The following is a 17,593-nucleotide window of genomic DNA, read 5'->3' on the forward strand; positions in this document are numbered from 1 at the left end:
TTATAGTCGTAACAAATAGGATGAAGGGTGGATTTAATGATGCAAAGTTATTGTCAAAGCTGTGGAATACCATTAGTGGATGAGGCGTTACTTGGTACAGAAAAAGATGGATACAAAAGTGAGGACTATTGCACTTATTGTTATGAAGTGGGAGAGTTCAAACAGCCAACTCTAACAGTTGAAGAAATGATCGAAATTTGTGTACCGCATTTAAAGGAAGATGGTATGGCGGAAGAGGAAGCACGCCAAATGTTGACGTCTTTTTTACCAAGCTTAAAGAGATGGAGAAAGCATGATATACCAGAACCAGTTGTGATGAATAAAGAATCATTTCAAATTGTAGGAATTTCAGCGCGAACAAGCAATGCGAATGAATTTACCGCTCAAGCAAAAATCCCGCAATTATGGTCGGATTTTTATCATCAAAATGTTGTAGGACAAATAGCTAATGCAGTAAATCATGTAACATATGGGCTGTATTCTGACTATGAAACGGATGTTAATGGAGAATATTCCATTACACTTGGAGTGGAAGTATTAGCTGCCAACGAAATTCCTGAAGGTATGTTTGTTAAAACAGTGCCAGCTGCTAAATACTTAGTTTTTACTTCTAACAAAGGTCCATTTGAAGAAGTTGTTGTAAAAGCATGGCAGGATGTCTGGGCTTGGTTTGCAAGCTCAGGTGTAGAGCGAACATACACAGGTGACTTCGAAATGTACGATGAACGATGTGCCAACCCTCAAGAAGCTCAGGTCGATATTTATATTGCAATCAAATAATATAAAAAAATTAAACCTCCTATCTATAATAAATAGGAGGCTTTTTGTTTATATTGGAATTTTTTACATATAACGGTGTGAAAGCATACACTTCCATAATTATGTTTTGTATAATGAAAAGAAAGAAATGTCTGATGTAAGTAATCACTACGGAACTTAACCCACGTTCTGATGATGAGTCGTTTATTGCAGTAGGAAGGGGATAAAGACGACTGAGGGAGGGATTAGTGTTTGACTAAGAGAAAAGTAGGCGACATTTTAAGTGTTACATCTTTATTACCCGCGATAATAAGTGTTATTTTTTTCTTTTTAAAAAGAGGACCCGATTTTGATATTTATTTTGCTATCGCCGTTTTTAGCATTTTATCACTGATCGGTATTATATTTGCTGTAATTTCTTTGTTTATTTCTAGAAAACGTATTTTTGGTTGGTTTGGTCTAATCGCAAATGTATTAGTTTTGATTTTTGCTTATCTATTACAATTAGCAATGGGAATTGGTGAACCATAAATGTTTTCATTTGTTTTAACATAATATATGTAACTTTCATTTCCAAATAAAAAAGGAAGCCGGATCGACAGTCTTTAGTTAACATCTAGTCCAACAATAATTGAACTGTAATGCATAGACACTAAGGTCCTTCAAGACATGCTTATAATGCAAACATCGATATAGTTCGTATAACAAAACAAGTCTCCAACCAATCAATTGGTAGGAGACTTGTCGTCATTTGCTGGAGGAATTACTTCTATTTCTGGCTCAATATGCACGAGTACCTGGCAGAAGGAACTTTCATGAGAAACGGTTTTTTCAATCTCCTCTGTGATTCGGTGACTTTCAAAGACATTTAAGTAAGGATCAACGGTCACGGTTACGTCTATAAAATGCATATTGCCATGAGCACGCCCCTTAAAGTCTATAAGATTGATCACGCCATCAACATTGCGGATTAAAACGGATAATGTTTCGACCTCATCAACATCAAAGGCATCTGTGAGGCTTTGAACTGCCTCCCAAAAGATTTCTACAGCTGTTTTAATAATAAGAAATGCGACGAGTAGAGCTGTTATTGTATCGATAATGGGGAAGCCAAAAATGGCGCCAAAAATTCCGATTGCTGTACCGATACTGACAAGGGCATCTGAGCGATTATCATAGGCGGCAGCTTTAACTGCAGCACTTTTTATTTTTTGGGATAGTGCCAAATTATAGCGATACACGATATACATCACGACTGCACTGCCGATTGCCACAAAGGCTGTTAATAATGATGGTGTTGTGCCGGTTGGCTCCCATAAACTTTTTAGCGAATTGATGAGTACCTGTAAGCCAACAATTAGCATAATAAACGATGCAACAAGTGAAGCAACGGTTTCAGCACGTAAATGTCCATATTGGTGATTAGAGTCAGGTGGTATTTGAGCAATCCGTAATCCAATTAAAACCGCTATCGATGCGATAATATCAGTGGTATTGTTAAGTCCATCTGCTTTTAGTGCTTCTGATGTTCCGATATAGCCAATCGTTAGTTTTATTGAGCTCAGAATTATATACGTACCAATAGATAACCAAGCACCTTTTTCCCCTTGACGTAAATTTGTATAGAGCTCCATTTTGTTTCCTCCTAGCAAAACTTTCGGGCATTATAAAACGACTCCCTTCTCGTGTAAGGGAGTCGTTTTTTTGCGTAAATATTTATTTTATTTAAGTAGAAGCTCTTGCCATTATAGGTTGTGAGCAAAATACTAGCTTTATACCTGATCATACAAGCGCGACATGAATCATACCACTGCAAATACGACCTCTTCCAGCGGTTGTCCAAACATCTGCTAAAGAGTGGAACTCAGGCTTTGTGTAAGTACAAAGCCGAATCCAATGCAATTATGCCAAGGGCATAATTGATTTTTAGTCATTTACTTCACCGTTGTCATTTGATAAATCACGTTCAGGTAATTTCAGAACTTCTAAGTATAAAATATGGTGACCATCTAATTCTTTTGCGATAAATTCATAACCTTGTTCTTCAATACTGTCTCCTTCGACTGCATCAAAGCGTTTCGTCATGAACCAACCACCGATTGTATCAATATCATCATCTTCTATGTCAGTACCTAGCATATCATTGACGCTTTCTACTAGCATCTTCGCATCTAAAATAAAGTGATCTTCTGCAATTTCCTGAACCTCTGGAATTTCATCTTCATCGAATTCATCTTGAATGTCGCCGACAATTTCCTCAATAATATCCTCAATCGTAACTAAACCAGATGTTCCGCCATATTCATCCATTAAAATGGCCATATGAATGCGCTCACGCTGTATTTTTAGTAACAATTCGTTAATTTGCGTTGTTTCCATTACGCGAATAATTGGCTGCATATAATCAATCACTGGTTTATCGCCATTTGCTGGGTCTTTAATGTAGGCGGTTAATAAGTGCTTCATATTGACTAAGCCGATAATATGGTCTTTGTCACCATCGATAATTGGGTAACGGGTATATTGCTCAACGCCCATTAAATCGAAAACTTCTCTAATCGTTAGTTCTTTTTCAATGCCAACGATTTCAGTACGTGGGACCATGATTTCTTTCGCAAGACGATCAGAGAACTCAAAAATACTGTTTACATATTCATATTCTGAAGTATTAATTTCTCCACCCTTTAAACTATCCGACAAAATCATACGTAACTCTTCTTCAGTATGGGCTACTTCTGATTCTGACATCATTTTCAAGCCGAAAAGGCCAGTTAAGCCACGTGCAGATCCGTTTAAAAGCTTAATGATTGGATACGTAATGTTGTGGAATAAAATTAATGGGCCAGCAAGGTTTAATGTTACAAATTCTGCTTTTTGGATGGCAAGTGTTTTTGGCGCCAATTCCCCCATAACTACATGCATAAACGTTACAACTGAGAATGCAAGTATAAATGAAAGGACCGTAGTAAGACTTTCACTCAAATTTAGAAATTCAAACACTGGATTCAAAATAATCTTAAATGTAGGTTCACCAAGCCAACCTAGACCTAAAGCAGTGATCGTAATACCTAATTGACATGCAGATAAGTATTCATCTAAATCTGAAACTACACGTTTTGCATTCTTTGCTTTTTTATTTCCTTCTGCAAGCAATTGATCAATACGCGTAGTTCTTACTTTAACGATTGCAAATTCAGTTGCAACGAAAAATCCTGTCATTATTATTAGTAGGGCAAATGCCGCCAACCTTATGGTTATTTCCATTATGTCTCCGTCCAAATAATTCCTTTGCTCCCGCCCGAATGAGGGAGGAAAACAAAGTGTACACCTCCTATGATTTAAAAAATTGTTGAATGATATAATCATAAAATATTTACATGCAAAACACAAATATTGACAACAACTTTTTTAGTGGATTTTCACACAATAAATAAAAAAAATATATATTTTCAAACACCAAAAGATTGAAAATGAAAATTTGTTATGCTAACTTTAAATGTAGCAAAGAAGATAGTTTGTTTAGAGAAAGAAGCATTTACATCTCATATAAAACGACACGTCAAAAATCTCAAGGTGCTTACTTGCGGATTTTTTTAAATGAATTATTTTTAATAGCAACAAAAACGGGGCCATCTCATGCATATGAGGTGGCTTCTTTGTATTGTAGAAAATAAAATAGACGGTGTCATAGTATCACTTTTCGGCAAAACAAGGGGTTGATTTCCGTTCCGACTGGGCGCTTTGTTGCTGACGCTTCGCTTTCGCACAGAGCAGAGCTTCCTGGGGGCGTCCGATGAGCCGCTTGGGGCAACAGGATGTTGGTCACGAAGGCGTTATCACAGGACGTGATGCTCTTAGCCTTCGTTCCCCTAATCGCTGATCCCCAAGGAGTCGCCCAGTCTCCACTCCAATCAACCATTCTGCATAAGATATATGTGCTGGCAGGTTACTCTCAATTGTAGTGATAAAACAAAACTTCAGCATATGTTTTTTGTGAAAGCGTAGCTACGGCTAATGTCAAAATAGTTTGCAACAAAAAAAGAGCCATTTTCGTAAGAGATGGCTCCTTCTTCATTATTTAATTTTTGTTGAAAGCGTAATTCAAGCACGCTTTTTCCACATCATGTAGCGTTTCTTTTACAGGTATTTCACCTGAATAAAGAGAAATTGTAACAGGTGCTTTTTCTGCTATACCTTGTTTTGTCAAAATATAATTATTGCCCTTATATGTTAAAAACATATTTTTTACAGGTCTTTTTCCGAAAGTACTAGCAGAAGAATTGAAAAATCCTTTTAATTGACTGCAGTATTCAGTGTAGAAATCACTTTTAAAGCCAGAAAGAGCCTCGAATTTTTTACTATCAATAACTTCAGCCTCATTCGCTAAATCGAAAATTTTAGCCGAAAATTCGGAAAAAACTTCTTTTACTTTTGCACGAATTAATGCTTTTGAATTATAACTGTTTAAGTCATCAGAAAGAGTGACTTTATTCATTGAAATAACCTCCTGCATAAAATCCCTTTCATACATGATAACATAAATGTATAAGAAGGATAAGGGAATTCCAACATATTTAAACAATTTTAAGATAATAGCAGTGCTGGAAATGGTGGAAAATAGGTATATTTATACAGTGTGAGTGCTAAAATTATTACTTTTATTAGTCGTAAACATGGTACAACATAAGCTCATGAATCATTTTTTTTACTTCTTCTTCGTTAGGAGGGATAGGTCCATTCCATTGTATAGCGCCATCTTTTAAGTACTCCGCTGTATAACGTTCACGTTGATAAAAGAACGAAATGGACCAACCAGGAAGCTGAGAATTTTCAAATAAAGGTCTAAAGCTAAAATGTTGAATCATAATCAAACCCCATTTCTTAATATATGTAGTTAATATTATTCAAGGATAGTGGTAATTTTGCAACTACTCACTTAAAGAACGTTTTGTGATTGGTGGATATATGCTTATACATATTCATAAAGCATAAGTTTTAATTAAAATACATTCCTGTTTTTGGAAGTGAACTGATGAAAACTGAGGATCGCGAGTAGCTGTAGCGAAAATCAGCTTCTTCAAATGAATGAAGAAGGATAAAAATAGTTAATCATCATACTTTAACAGGGGTATTTCTTTCGTAGAAAATCATTGCTCTGCTATAATGAGTGCATTAGGCGACAAAATACGCCAATAGTGAATACAATTGAAATGAGAGGATACAAATGGATAATTTTCTAGTGACATTAATATTTATGGCAATCATTGGAGCTGCAATTGGTGGTGTAACGAATCATCTAGCTATTAAAATGCTTTTTCGACCGCACAATGCTATATATATTAAAAATTGGCGAGTGCCTTTTACACCAGGCCTTATTCCAAAACGACGTGACGAATTAGCAAAGCAACTTGGGCTAACGGTTGTGAATTATTTATTAACACCTGAAACCTTTAGAAAGAAATTTTTCTCAAAGGATATTCAGGAAAAGGTAGAACAGTTTGTACAAACAAAGGTAGAAGAAACGATTTTTACAAATGATAAAACAATTCAAGATTGGCTATCATTAGCTGGGTTTTCCAATATGCCAGCAACAATTGAACAGAAGGTTGAAGCAATTGTTGAGGGACAATTTGAGTCAGTTAAGAATACACTATCAACGAAATCAATTCGTACACTATTATCAGCAGATATTCAAAATACTATTGATGCAAAGATACCAGTAGCAGTAGATCATATTTTAGAAAAAGGTGAGGATTATTTTTTATCACCTGAAGGAGAACTGACAATTAAGGCGATGATTGATGACTTCTTATCGTCAAAAGGATCACTTGGTGGAATGATTAATATGTTTTTAGGTGATTCTTCGTCGCTCATGTCAAAGGTTCAGCGCGAACTTATAAAATTTTTACAAAAACCAGGAACATCAGCATTACTAACGAAAATTTTTACGCAGGAATTGGAGAAATTAAAGGATCGCCCAGCAATGGATTTCTTACAAGATATTCGTTTTGAACAAATATTATCGAAATTGCAAACTTACGTAAAAGAACAAATAGCAGTTGAAGAGCGCTTAAATTATCCTATATCGCATTACTGGCCAGAAGGTAATTCATGGATGAAGGAAACAGTGATTCCACAAGCCATTGAAAAAGCTTTTGTAAAGGCTGAAGACAAATTAGAAGATGTGTTGAAACGCTTAAATTTACAAGAAGTAGTACGCGAGCAGGTTGATTCTTTCCCTGTAGAGAAATTAGAGGAGCTTGTACTAGGTATTTCAAAGCGTGAGTTTAAAATGATTACCGTACTTGGTGCAGTTCTTGGTGGACTGATTGGGATTGTGCAAGGGTTAATTGTTTACTTTATTTAAAAAGGAGAATTATGTTTATGATAAATATTTACAATGAAATTAATGCGTTAGAGGCAACTTTTCGTAAAACACCTGAATTTGAAGCTTTGGAAGCAGCAGTGACAGTTGTTAAGGAAGATGAAGAGGCGTTAAATCTTTTCAAAAATTTCCGTAAGGTTCAAATTGACCTACAGAAAAAGCAATTAACGGGTGAAGATATTCTGGAAGATGAACTTGTATATGCGCAGAAAGCTGCACAGCTAGCGCAGCAAAATACAAAAATTTCTGCGATGCTTCAGGCCGAAATGGATCTAAGTAAGATCATCGAAGAGGTAAACCGCATTTTAATAAAACCTATTCAAGCATTGTATGAAGAATTTTAACAGCGAAGTTTGGCATCTAAGCGGTGGAAAAGTAGTATCTAGCGTCGCAAACGAGAGCCCTGAAAAAGCGCAGGCATAAAAATACGATTAGTTGCACATATAACAAGTAAGAAGAAAACGTGTTTCCGCAAGTCGGAGCACGTTTTCAATTTATGGCTCACTATCATTGGAGGTTATACTATGCATGTAATCATTGAATGGACCTATAAAGCGCAAAAGGGTGCGGAAACTGTTTTACGTTCAGAAGAAATGCCAGCAGCTCAAGCATTACTACTTGCAGAGGACATGGAGCGAACAGGGAGAGTAAAATCACTGCATTGTATCGATCGACAGGATACAAGTTGGTCTTTAAAGGAACTTAAGGCATATTTAAAGGAAATTGACACTGAGCCACACAATATAACTGTCTATTTTGATGGTGGCTTTGATCGTACAACAAATCAATCGGGGCTAGGCTGTGTGATTTATTATGAACAAAATGGCAAGCCATATCGATTAAGACAAAATTCTTTTTCGTCAGAGCTTAAATCTAACAATGAGGCAGAGTACGCAGCACTTTATTTAGGGTTAGTTGAGCTTGAGCTAATGAATGTTCACCATTTGCCCGTTTGTTTCACTGGTGATTCCCAAGTAGTTATCAATCAATTGAGTGGGGAATGGCCAGCGCTAGAAAAGAATTTATCTAGCTGGGCAGATAAAATCGACGCAAAGCTAGAGGCGCTTAGTATTCAGCCGGAGTACAAGCTGATATCACGTAAAGGCAATTCTGAAGCCGACCGCCTTGCAACTCAAGCATTAAACGGTATCGATATCACAGGATTAAAGGAAATTGTAAAAGAGTAGGTATTAGGCACTTCGAAAGAGAAAAGATTGCGACCTATGTATATGTTTAAAGCTATCATAAAGGCGCGAGAACTCAATGTTTCAAAATTGAGTTCTCGTGCTTTTTAAGGTTTTGAATAGTTTTATCCTAGCTCAGCTAGATGTTAGTAAAATTTTTATCACAAATTTTCCTATTTTTAATGAAACTTTTACCAGTCTAAAGCTACTACTACTATGAACCTAATAATAAGGAGAGATTTTATGAACATGAAAAAATTTGCACCCGTAGCAATGACGGCTTTATTATTTGGAAGTGTAGTAATACCAGTCGCTTCAGCAAATGAAAATAAGACAGACACAGAACAACAAGTACCACAAATCCAAATTGATCCTGTCCACATTTTCAACACTACCTATGGAACGGTTGAAAAAGTCAATTTAAGTGAAAACATTACATACTTCACAGTACAAGATGGCGAGCAAACAAACATTTTAGAAATAACAAAGGATACACTTGTGTTCGATAATACAGGTAAAAAAGTAGAACCTAAAGAAGGGGATAAAATAGTAGCTTATACATTTGCAAACAAGCCACAAAAAGCAATTTATCCACCACAATTCAATCCTGATGTTGTCATTGTTGAAACTGAGGAAGCGGGATTGGTTAAAGTTGATTACTTCTTTGAAAACTTAACGAATACTTACAATATGTTAAAATTAAACATTGGTAAAAACACAGAGCTTTTCAATACGAAGGGAGAGAAAGTTGCAGCTAAAGATTTAACAGAGAAGAACTTAGTTGTTTTCTATACAGCTTCAACAAAAAGTATCCCAGCTCAAACAACACCTTCGAAAGTAATTGTTCTTGATGACAACACAAAAAATCCAACAGAAAATACTGTAGAAGCGGAAATAGCACAAATTATCGCGACAGATTACTATGAAGTAGATGGAACAAAAATGGTTCCGTTGCGTTTGATTGCCGAAAAGCTTGGCTATAAAGTAGAGTCAACAAGTAAAGGGGCAATTGTATCAAAAGGTAATCTATCTTACACAATTACTCGTGGAGAAAAAATGTTTGGTTATAACAAAGCATTACGCCCACTTAATGCAGCGCCTGCTTTGCTAGAAGCATCTAAAACATATGTACCAGTTGAATTTGTAGAGGAATATTTAAAATAATTCAGAAACCCATATAAAGGTCCTACCTTTATATGGGTTTCTTTGCGCGAAAGCGAAGTGTTAACGTAGCGTCAGCAACAACACGATGTTGGTCACTCAGGTGTTTTCACAGGATGTGAAGTTCTTAGCCTGAGTTCCTCTATTTCAGTGGATGTTTGGGCATCCGCTGAAAAGTAACTTAAACCCACATTCATCTCACCGCCTATAGAGGTGGGAGACATTTGTAACTGCCGTTTCACTTACGGTACAGAAAATAATTGCCGAAAGAATTTAAACAGAATGTTCTGTTATTAATTGTAGCTTTGCTTAACGTTATAAAAATTTGTTAAACTATTGATGCTGTAATTTTTGAGAGAAAAGAGCGAAGACAATGAAAATTATTCACATAGATCAAAAATATCCTGAGGATTGGATTCGCGTATTAAATCATATTGCGAATTTATTTTTTGAAGATTCAAAGCTAAAAGTAGAGGCTGAAGGAACAAATATGACAGTGTCATTCGAATATAACGTTGGGGAGGATTCTTCAATTTCTACAAAAGCTGTGCTTGAGGTAGATGGTAAGCGTTATACGAATGATTACCGTATTCAATACGAATCTGGAGCTGAAGGACGGGAGCTAAATATTCGTATGAAGCGTGCTTTGTCACACGTATTTTTAGATGTGCTAGAGCAACATACGGGCATGCAACAACAATGGGGAATTTTAACAGGTGTGCGTCCGACTAAGCTGTACCATAAATTTCGAATGGCCGGAAAGAGCGAGGAAGAAATTGCTGATATTCTAATTCGTGATTTCCGTCTGTCCGAAGAAAAGGTAGCGCTACTTAAAGAAATAGTTGCTCGTCAGTTAGTGACGATTCCTGATATAGATGAAATCGGTAAAGAAATAAGTATTTATATTGGCATTCCTTTTTGCCCGACTAAATGTGCCTATTGTACGTTCCCAGCGTATGCGATTGGCAGCAATCGCAAGCAAGGACGAGTTGCAACATTTTTAGATGGATTGCATATTGAATTACGTGAAATGGGGAAATGGCTGAAGGACAATAATATGAAAATCACGTCCATTTATTGGGGTGGTGGTACACCGACATCTATCGAGGCGGATGAAATGGATGCATTGTATCAGACGATGTATGACTCCTTCCCAAATCCTGAAACAATCCGTGAAGTAACTGTTGAAGCGGGCAGACCTGATACGATTACGCCTGAAAAACTAGACGTGTTAAAAAAATGGGGCATTGACCGAATAAGTGTTAATCCACAATCGTACACAGATGAGACACTTAAAGCAATTGGTCGTCATCATACGGTACAAGAAACAATTGATAAGTTCTGGTTAGCGCGTGAATCAGGCATGAATAATATTAATATGGATTTAATTATTGGTTTACCGAATGAAGGGATTGAAGAGTTCCAAAATTCATTAGACGAATCTGCAAAAATGCAGCCAGAATCGCTAACAGTACACACATTATCATTTAAACGTGCTTCGGAAATGACACGTAATAAGGATAAGTACAAGGTAGCAGACCGTGATACTGTTGCACAAATGATGCATATGGCACAAGTATGGACGAAGGAAAATGAGTATGTACCGTACTATTTATATCGTCAAAAAAATATTTTAGGTAATTTAGAAAATGTCGGCTACAGTAAAGCTGGCGAAGAGAGCATCTATAATATTGTCATCATGGAAGAAGTACAAACTATTTTAGGGATTGGCTGTGGAGCCTCCTCTAAATTTGTTCATCCTGAGACAGGCAAGATTACACAGTTCCATAATCCAAAGGATCCTGCTGCCTACATTATGACGTTTGAAGAGGCAATCGGTAAAAAAATTGAGTTTTTAGATGAATTATATAAGGCATAAACAAGATGGCAATCTGATGTTTTTTCAGGTTGCCTTTTTTATTCCGATAAATCAGCATAATGTTCCGATAAAGCTGGAAAACATTCCGATAAACACAAAATGTTCCGATAAAACAAAAAAACATTCCGATAAAAGCGCAGGAATGTTTTTAGTCTGAATTATAATGATGATAAGCACCTAACTTACATGAGTGGAGGTATAACATGAAAATCGTTATTAGTCCAGATTCCTATAAGGGGACTTTGTCGGCCATCGAGGTGGCTAGAGCTATGCAGGCAGGAATCTTGGATGTTGATCAATCGATTGAAACAGTCATTTTACCAGTTGCAGACGGCGGAGAAGGTACACTAGAATCACTAGTTACTTCAACAGAGGGTAACTATATTTCACACCATGTGCTTGATCCATTGGGAAGAAAAATTGAAGCTCGATATGGTGTGCTTGGTGATAATGAAACATGTGTTATTGAAATGGCTCAGGCATCCGGCATTATGCTGTTGCAGGATGAAGAAAAAAACCCCGAGCTTGCATCGACGTATGGGACGGGGCAGCTAATCAAGGCGGCTCTTGATAAAGGGTATAGAAAATTTATTATTGGAATTGGCGGTAGTGCTACAAATGATGCTGGTATTGGCATGTTAAAGGCACTTGGATTGCAACTAAAAAAAGAAGATGGCACTTTAATTGTTGATGGGGTGTCGGCACTATTAGATTTATCCTCAATTGATATCAGTCAACTAGATCCCCGATTAGCTGAAGCACAATTTATTATTGCCTGTGATGTTGATAATCCATTGATTGGGGAACGGGGGGCAACAGCTATTTTTGGGCCTCAAAAAGGTGTAAAAGAGCATCAAATTGCTTATTTTGATAGCTGTTTAAAGCAGTTTGCGGACATTGTAGAAAAGCAATTTAGCATTCGACTGCACGACTACAAAGGGGCAGGCGCTGCAGGTGGAATGGGAGGCGCGTTAATAGCTTTTTTTAACAGCAGTTTTCATGCAGGTATAGAGATTGTGATGAATGCAGTACAGTTAAAAAAGCATTTAGAGGGTGCTGAGTTTGTGATGACAGGTGAAGGACAATCAGATCGCCAAACATTACATGGGAAAGCACCATTAGGAGTGGCGAAGACTGCAACATTAGCCAATGTACACGCTGTTTTATTGTCGGGGGCAATAGATGAAAATGATAAACCTGAATTACTTGAATATTTCACTGTAGTTGAATCATTAGTAGATGAGAGTATTAGTGTTCAGCAGGCAATGCAAGAATCTTCTTATTTTATTCGCATGAAAACAAAGAATATGGTTGAGAATTATATACAAAATGGATATAACTTTGACCCATCATAAGTTGATCTTGCTACTCGTCGAACGCCCCCGGCCCATGAGTAGCTCTCTTTTTGTATAATAGAAAAGTAGAAAGGAAGTTAGAGATGAAAAAATTAATAGTAATGCTCCTTTGTATTTTTGTATTAGCAGGCTGTACAGAGACGTCAAATACGAAGAAAGTATCCGTCACTGCGGGACATGGGATGCGCGTACATTTTATTGATGTGGGACAAGGAGATTCGATTTTTATTGAATCGCCAAACGGTAAAACGATGCTTGTTGATGGAGGCGTTAAAGGGGCTGGTCAAAAAGTTGTTTCCTATTTGAAGGAGCTCGGTGTGAACAAGCTTGATATAGTAGTCGCAACCCATCCTGATGCAGACCATATTGGTGGTTTAATTCCTGTGTTAAATTCGATAGATATTGGACAATTTTATGATTCAGGGAAAGTACATACATCTCAAACTTTTGAAGAGATGCTGACACTTATTGATACGAAGAATATTCCTTATAATGTTCCGAAAACAGGCGATCGTATAGCGTTTGATGATGATATTAATGTGAAGGTGTTAAACGCAAATGAAAATGCAACAGATAATAATGATGCTTCCATTGTCTTAAAACTTGCTTATGGTAATGTATCATTTTTATTAACAGCCGACGCGGGAATCGCGTTAGAAAAAGAGATGATGCAGGACGATGTGAAAGCCACGATTTTAAAGGCAGGTCATCATGGCTCTAACACGAGTAGCTCTGCGGAGTTCATTCAGAAAGTACATCCAGAAGTGACAATTTTAAGCTACGGAGAGGGCAATAAGTATGGTCATCCTCATGCTGAAGTAGTTGAGCGATTACAAGCAATTGGCAGTAAAATTTACGCAACTGCAGAAGTGGGAACTGTTATCGTGTCAACGGATGGTGTAAACTATGACGTGAATTCGAAAGAATGGTCTGGAAACATTGCCTCAGCACCAGCACCAGCAGCATCACCAACAACTAGTGCAAGTGTTGACATTGTTAGTAAGGATTTAATAGAAGAAATTGTAGGCATTAAAAATAATGGTAATGAAGCAGTGTCCTTAAAGGGTTGGCAGCTTATATCCATTGAAGGAGCTCAAGTTTTTAATTTCCCGAATGTGACATTGCAGCCAGGGAAAACGTTTTATGTCACAAGTGGCTCAAATGCACGAGAAGGTCAAAACTATTTAAAATGGACAAAGAAACAGATTTGGCTGAATGATGGGGATGCTGCACAATTACGTAATGCGAAAGGGGATATCGTTAGTGAGCTCGACTAAATACACCTTAGACCGTATTGAAGATGGATATGCAGTTTTTTTGAAGTACCCAGAGGAAGAGGAACAGCTAATCATTTTACAGTCTGCTATGAATAAACCAGTACAGGTTGGCGATCGTGTGCTAATTGAAGAAGTGGACGGCATCTACCAAATTGAAATTTTGAAAGAAGAAACTGAACAAAAAAAGGCTGACATACAAAGCCTAATGGATAGATTGCGTAGAAAAAATCAATAGTAGAAGCGGCTAGGATTAGGCTCATCACCTGAAGTTGGGGATAGCATTTGTTAAAATGGATACCATGTAATATGTTGATCTTCGTTACGGCTGGGCGACTCCTTGGGGATCAGCAATAGAGGAACGAAGGCTAAAATCATCACATCCTGTGATAACGCCTTCGTGACCAACCTCGGTGCTGTTGCTGACGCTGCGCTTTCGCACAAACAAAACCCTCTGCTGCCGCTACATTTGCACTACGCTTTCGCGCAGAAAACATCTGTTGGCCCGAGACCCTGCAGCGAAGCGAAGCGGCTCATCGGACGCCCCCAGGAAGCTCTGCTCTGCGCGAAAGCGAAGCGTCAGCGGCAAATGTTTTATCTGTGCGAAAGCGAAGTGTCAGCAACAAAGCGCCCGGCCGGAACGGAAATCAACCTTACGTTTTGACGATGGAAAAACACTAAAACGCTATGCTAAATATTTTGAATATATGCTAAAATAATTATACTAATAGGAAGCTAGGAGCTGACACAATGTCAATTAACACAATTATTTTTGATTTAGATGATACGCTATTATGGGATAAAAAATCCGTCAAAACAGCATTTGAAAAAACGTGTGAATACGCAGCAACAATACATAATGTGAATCCGGCTGAGCTTGAGGAAGCTGTGCGTAAAGAAGCACGTGCACTTTACGAAGGCTATGAAACATATGATTATACGGTGTTAATCGGCATTAATCCATTCGAGGGACTTTGGGGAACATTCGATGATCCAACAGATTCTTTCCAAAAAATGAAAAAGATCGTACCAGGCTATCGTACAGAAGCATGGACAAAAGGCTTAGCGGCTCTTGGCATTGATGATGCACAATTAGGGGCGGAACTAGGGGAGCGCTTTGTGGCAGAGCGTAAAGTGTCTCCATTACTATATGAAGATACTTTTGATGTGCTAGATAAGCTGAAAGGAAAGTATCAACTCGTATTACTGACAAATGGAGCACCAAGTTTACAAAATTTAAAGCTGGAAATAACACCAGAAATCGCGCCATATTTTGACCATATCATTATTTCTGGGGACTTTGGTAAAGGGAAACCAGATGCCTCTATTTTCGAACATGTAATGGAAAAAGCAAGTATTACAGCAGACGATGCGATTATGGTTGGAGATAACTTAAACACTGATATTTTAGGCTCATCTCGTGTTGGTATGCGCAACGTTTGGATAAATCGTGAAAACAATGCACCAAACGGCGTTGTCACGCCAACATATGAAGTTGATTCTTTAACGGCATTATTAGAACTAGTAAATAAGCTATAAGCAAAAATGTACTGATTCATCAATGGATCAGTACATTTTTTTGATTTATCGAAGGGAAATGTCGAAACATTTGTTGTTGCAATTGAGTGAATTGTCCGAAAAAATAATTTATACTATTATTGAAAATAAAAGTAAACACTTACAATCTAGTGATTTCGATTTGGAGAAAATAAGAAAAAATCTATAGAACTTCATCGTTATAGGGGTGTATATGATGAAAGCAAATCGTTTAGTGTTTGAAAATTCAATTGATATTAATCCACGTTCAGGCATCATTAAGTTCAATGGGAATCGAATGATCTTAAAATCGGCTGAGGCACTTGGCTTTTTTAGGCGTGATATTATTCAAACGTTGAATATGGAACGAGCAAAAGGCTTTTTATTACGCTATGGTTGGGCATGTGGTTATAGTGCTGGTGGCTCTATTGAGAAGATGTACAATTGGAAAGAGTTAAAAGAGTTGATAAGAGCTGGAGCGGCGATTCATACATTAGAGGGCGTTGTTAGTGTAGAAATTGATGTATTGGAAATAAGTGACGATAAATTTGAAATGGAAGGTAAGTGGTTTCATTCTTACGAGGCGGAGGAGCACGTCCGCCATTTTGGTTTTAGTGACGAAAGTGTATGTTGGACATTGATTGGCTATGTAGCAGGTTTTTTAGCAAAAACTTATCCAAAGGAGATTGTCATTTTTGAAGAAAAGTGTCGTGGTAAATGCGATGACTATTGTAAATTTGTCGTTCGAACAAAAGAGCATGCTACAGCAGAGCAACTAGATATATTACGATATTTTCAAGAAACGTCCTTAGCTGACGAGTTAGATACTACGTACAATGAGTTAAAAACGTTGAATAATTCGATCCTACATTCTGATACCATCCATAAGCAAATGACACATGCCATGCTTGAAGGCTATACGTTGAATCAACTGTTACATCTTTTAAGTGATGCTTTACAATGTAGTGTAACAATTGAGCGTAGATATTTAATGAAGCCAATCGGCTATTATTTTATGCAAAAGGATGATGAGCAACTTTATATAGAAGGAAGTCGTAAGAGAAAAGAGTTTCGACATGAGTATGAGATTATGACCATGAAAAAACAATTGGGGACTTTAGTGATTCTTAGTCATAATAATCTAACGCGCGAGCAGGAAATGATTATTGAACGCGCTGTAACGGTCTTCTCAATTTATTTATATACACAGATGCAAATTGCTCAATCACAGTGGCAACGAAAGTCTGATTTTTTAGATGAAGTCATGAGTAGACAATCTTCCACAGAGGAACTTATTAAAAAGGCACGTAGTATTTTCTATTTTGATCCGAGTAAAAACAATCGTGTAATTGTTATAACAACTGAGCATGAGGACCCGGAAATATTACACAGCTTTTTAATGACAGAGTATTTAAATGTGGAATGCTTTATTAAAAATCAGGAAGTCCTACTTATTCTAGAGGACTGTGAGAATAATATCGAATATATGTCGGACTTTGTTAGCGTATTATCGAAACGTTTAAAAGAACGATTCAAACAATCTATATTTCAAATTGGTGTAGGAAAAAATGCAGAGAAGTTAGAGGAAATTGGGAACAGTCACAACGAGGCAAGATTGATTTGTCAATTTTTGCGATATGCAGCACCTGGACAGACACAGGCTGCTATTTACGAAAACTTTCAGCACATAATGCTATTTTTAAAGACGACAAATCCAAAGGAGCTTTTACAGTTTTATGAAGAGGTACTTGGTCATCTATTAAGTTATGATAAGCAAAATAATGCAACACTTGTCCATACGTTAGAAGTTTTCTTAAATCACAGTGGGAATGTCAATAAGACAGCGAAGGCTTTGAATCTATCCATTCCTGGTTTTCGTTACCGATTGGAGAAAATTGAATCTCTATTGCGAGAAGATTTACGTACAGGTGATGGGCGATTCAGATGCCAATTGGCTTTGAAAATCTATTATGTAATGAAAGCGATAGAAAATAAAAAGTAAGAGAAGTCAGCGAATTCGCTGGCTTTTTTCTATTTTTCGCATATTTCCCTTTCAAATT

At 37.2% G+C, this 17,593-nt stretch carries 16 protein-coding genes; 12 read left to right on the forward strand and 4 right to left on the reverse strand.

What is annotated here, in order from left to right:
- Window positions 1-39: 39 nt before the first annotated feature.
- Window positions 40-780: an effector binding domain-containing protein gene (locus ACQKMI_RS23760; RefSeq protein WP_427492916.1), complete on the forward strand. Its 741-nt coding sequence runs from the start codon at window positions 40-42 to the stop codon at window positions 778-780.
- Between the two features lie 231 nt (window positions 781-1,011).
- Window positions 1,012-1,290 (forward strand): hypothetical protein, encoded by a 279-nt coding sequence (locus ACQKMI_RS23765; protein WP_427492918.1) that lies wholly within the window; start codon window positions 1,012-1,014, stop codon window positions 1,288-1,290.
- 194 nt (window positions 1,291-1,484) lie between these two features.
- On the opposite strand, the gene ACQKMI_RS23770 is transcribed toward ACQKMI_RS23765, so the two are convergent.
- From ACQKMI_RS23770 to ACQKMI_RS23785, 4 genes are all read right to left on the reverse strand, one after another.
- Window positions 1,485-2,393 (reverse strand): cation diffusion facilitator family transporter, encoded by a 909-nt coding sequence (locus ACQKMI_RS23770; protein WP_427492919.1) that lies wholly within the window; start codon window positions 2,391-2,393, stop codon window positions 1,485-1,487.
- A 292-nt stretch (window positions 2,394-2,685) separates the two neighbouring features.
- The gene (locus ACQKMI_RS23775; RefSeq protein ID WP_323649907.1) at window positions 2,686-4,023 is read right to left on the reverse strand and encodes a hemolysin family protein; all 1,338 of its coding nucleotides are present in this window, start codon (window positions 4,021-4,023) and stop codon (window positions 2,686-2,688) included.
- An 814-nt stretch (window positions 4,024-4,837) separates the two neighbouring features.
- Window positions 4,838-5,254, reverse strand: a complete 417-nt coding sequence (locus ACQKMI_RS23780) for a hypothetical protein (RefSeq protein ID WP_427492921.1) — start codon at window positions 5,252-5,254, stop codon at window positions 4,838-4,840.
- Window positions 5,255-5,420: 166 nt separating this feature from the next.
- Window positions 5,421-5,624: a YheE family protein gene (locus ACQKMI_RS23785; protein WP_427415587.1), complete on the reverse strand. Its 204-nt coding sequence runs from the start codon at window positions 5,622-5,624 to the stop codon at window positions 5,421-5,423.
- Window positions 5,625-5,983: 359 nt separating this feature from the next.
- Here ACQKMI_RS23785 and ACQKMI_RS23790 point away from each other — a divergent pair, with 359 nt between their 5' ends.
- From ACQKMI_RS23790 to ACQKMI_RS23835, 10 genes are all read left to right on the forward strand, one after another.
- Window positions 5,984-7,126: a DUF445 domain-containing protein gene (locus tag ACQKMI_RS23790; RefSeq protein WP_323649902.1), complete on the forward strand. Its 1,143-nt coding sequence runs from the start codon at window positions 5,984-5,986 to the stop codon at window positions 7,124-7,126.
- A 17-nt stretch (window positions 7,127-7,143) separates the two neighbouring features.
- Window positions 7,144-7,488, forward strand: coding sequence for a YlbF family regulator (locus ACQKMI_RS23795; RefSeq protein ID WP_427492923.1), 345 nt, complete (start codon window positions 7,144-7,146; stop codon window positions 7,486-7,488).
- A gap of 180 nt (window positions 7,489-7,668) precedes the next feature.
- Window positions 7,669-8,331, forward strand: coding sequence for a ribonuclease H family protein (locus tag ACQKMI_RS23800; RefSeq protein ID WP_427492925.1), 663 nt, complete (start codon window positions 7,669-7,671; stop codon window positions 8,329-8,331).
- Between the two features lie 240 nt (window positions 8,332-8,571).
- On the forward strand, window positions 8,572-9,492 hold the full coding sequence (locus ACQKMI_RS23805) for a stalk domain-containing protein (protein ID WP_427492928.1): 921 nt from the start codon (window positions 8,572-8,574) through the stop codon (window positions 9,490-9,492).
- A gap of 370 nt (window positions 9,493-9,862) precedes the next feature.
- A complete protein-coding gene (locus ACQKMI_RS23810; protein WP_427492930.1) occupies window positions 9,863-11,368 on the forward strand; it encodes a coproporphyrinogen III oxidase in 1,506 nt (501 codons plus the stop codon).
- 203 nt (window positions 11,369-11,571) lie between these two features.
- The gene (locus ACQKMI_RS23815; RefSeq protein WP_427492932.1) at window positions 11,572-12,723 is read left to right on the forward strand and encodes a glycerate kinase; all 1,152 of its coding nucleotides are present in this window, start codon (window positions 11,572-11,574) and stop codon (window positions 12,721-12,723) included.
- 83 nt (window positions 12,724-12,806) lie between these two features.
- Window positions 12,807-14,000, forward strand: a complete 1,194-nt coding sequence (locus ACQKMI_RS23820) for an MBL fold metallo-hydrolase (RefSeq protein WP_427492934.1) — start codon at window positions 12,807-12,809, stop codon at window positions 13,998-14,000.
- A complete protein-coding gene (locus ACQKMI_RS23825) occupies window positions 13,987-14,235 on the forward strand; it encodes a DUF3006 domain-containing protein (protein ID WP_427415577.1) in 249 nt (82 codons plus the stop codon). Before ACQKMI_RS23820 ends, ACQKMI_RS23825 begins: the two co-directional genes overlap by 14 nt.
- A gap of 512 nt (window positions 14,236-14,747) precedes the next feature.
- On the forward strand, window positions 14,748-15,536 hold the full coding sequence (locus ACQKMI_RS23830) for an HAD family hydrolase (RefSeq protein ID WP_427492936.1): 789 nt from the start codon (window positions 14,748-14,750) through the stop codon (window positions 15,534-15,536).
- A 214-nt stretch (window positions 15,537-15,750) separates the two neighbouring features.
- On the forward strand, window positions 15,751-17,535 hold the full coding sequence (locus ACQKMI_RS23835; protein WP_427492938.1) for a XylR N-terminal domain-containing protein: 1,785 nt from the start codon (window positions 15,751-15,753) through the stop codon (window positions 17,533-17,535).
- The last annotated feature ends 58 nt before the right edge of the window (window positions 17,536-17,593 follow it).

Source organism: Lysinibacillus sp. NPDC097214 (assembly GCF_050277945.1).
Classification (GTDB): domain Bacteria; phylum Bacillota; class Bacilli; order Bacillales_A; family Planococcaceae; genus Lysinibacillus; species Lysinibacillus xylanilyticus_B.

What these genes read in the sequence shown, in the direction of transcription:
- ACQKMI_RS23780 (WP_427492921.1), bottom strand. Translation starts at nt 5,254, where the DNA reads ATGAATAAAGTCACTCTTTCTGATGACTTAAACAGTTATAATTCAAAA.
- ACQKMI_RS23770 (WP_427492919.1), bottom strand. Translation starts at nt 2,393, where the DNA reads ATGGAGCTCTATACAAATTTACGTCAAGGGGAAAAAGGTGCTTGGTTA.
- ACQKMI_RS23775 (WP_323649907.1), bottom strand. Translation starts at nt 4,023, where the DNA reads ATGGAAATAACCATAAGGTTGGCGGCATTTGCCCTACTAATAATAATG.
- ACQKMI_RS23815 (WP_427492932.1), top strand. Translation starts at nt 11,572, where the DNA reads ATGAAAATCGTTATTAGTCCAGATTCCTATAAGGGGACTTTGTCGGCC.
- ACQKMI_RS23795 (WP_427492923.1), top strand. Translation starts at nt 7,144, where the DNA reads ATGATAAATATTTACAATGAAATTAATGCGTTAGAGGCAACTTTTCGT.
- ACQKMI_RS23785 (WP_427415587.1), bottom strand. Translation starts at nt 5,624, where the DNA reads ATGATTCAACATTTTAGCTTTAGACCTTTATTTGAAAATTCTCAGCTT.
- ACQKMI_RS23800 (WP_427492925.1), top strand. Translation starts at nt 7,669, where the DNA reads ATGCATGTAATCATTGAATGGACCTATAAAGCGCAAAAGGGTGCGGAA.
- ACQKMI_RS23760 (WP_427492916.1), top strand. Translation starts at nt 40, where the DNA reads ATGCAAAGTTATTGTCAAAGCTGTGGAATACCATTAGTGGATGAGGCG.
- ACQKMI_RS23820 (WP_427492934.1), top strand. Translation starts at nt 12,807, where the DNA reads ATGAAAAAATTAATAGTAATGCTCCTTTGTATTTTTGTATTAGCAGGC.
- ACQKMI_RS23830 (WP_427492936.1), top strand. Translation starts at nt 14,748, where the DNA reads ATGTCAATTAACACAATTATTTTTGATTTAGATGATACGCTATTATGG.
- ACQKMI_RS23805 (WP_427492928.1), top strand. Translation starts at nt 8,572, where the DNA reads ATGAACATGAAAAAATTTGCACCCGTAGCAATGACGGCTTTATTATTT.
- ACQKMI_RS23835 (WP_427492938.1), top strand. Translation starts at nt 15,751, where the DNA reads ATGAAAGCAAATCGTTTAGTGTTTGAAAATTCAATTGATATTAATCCA.
- ACQKMI_RS23810 (WP_427492930.1), top strand. Translation starts at nt 9,863, where the DNA reads ATGAAAATTATTCACATAGATCAAAAATATCCTGAGGATTGGATTCGC.
- ACQKMI_RS23790 (WP_323649902.1), top strand. Translation starts at nt 5,984, where the DNA reads ATGGATAATTTTCTAGTGACATTAATATTTATGGCAATCATTGGAGCT.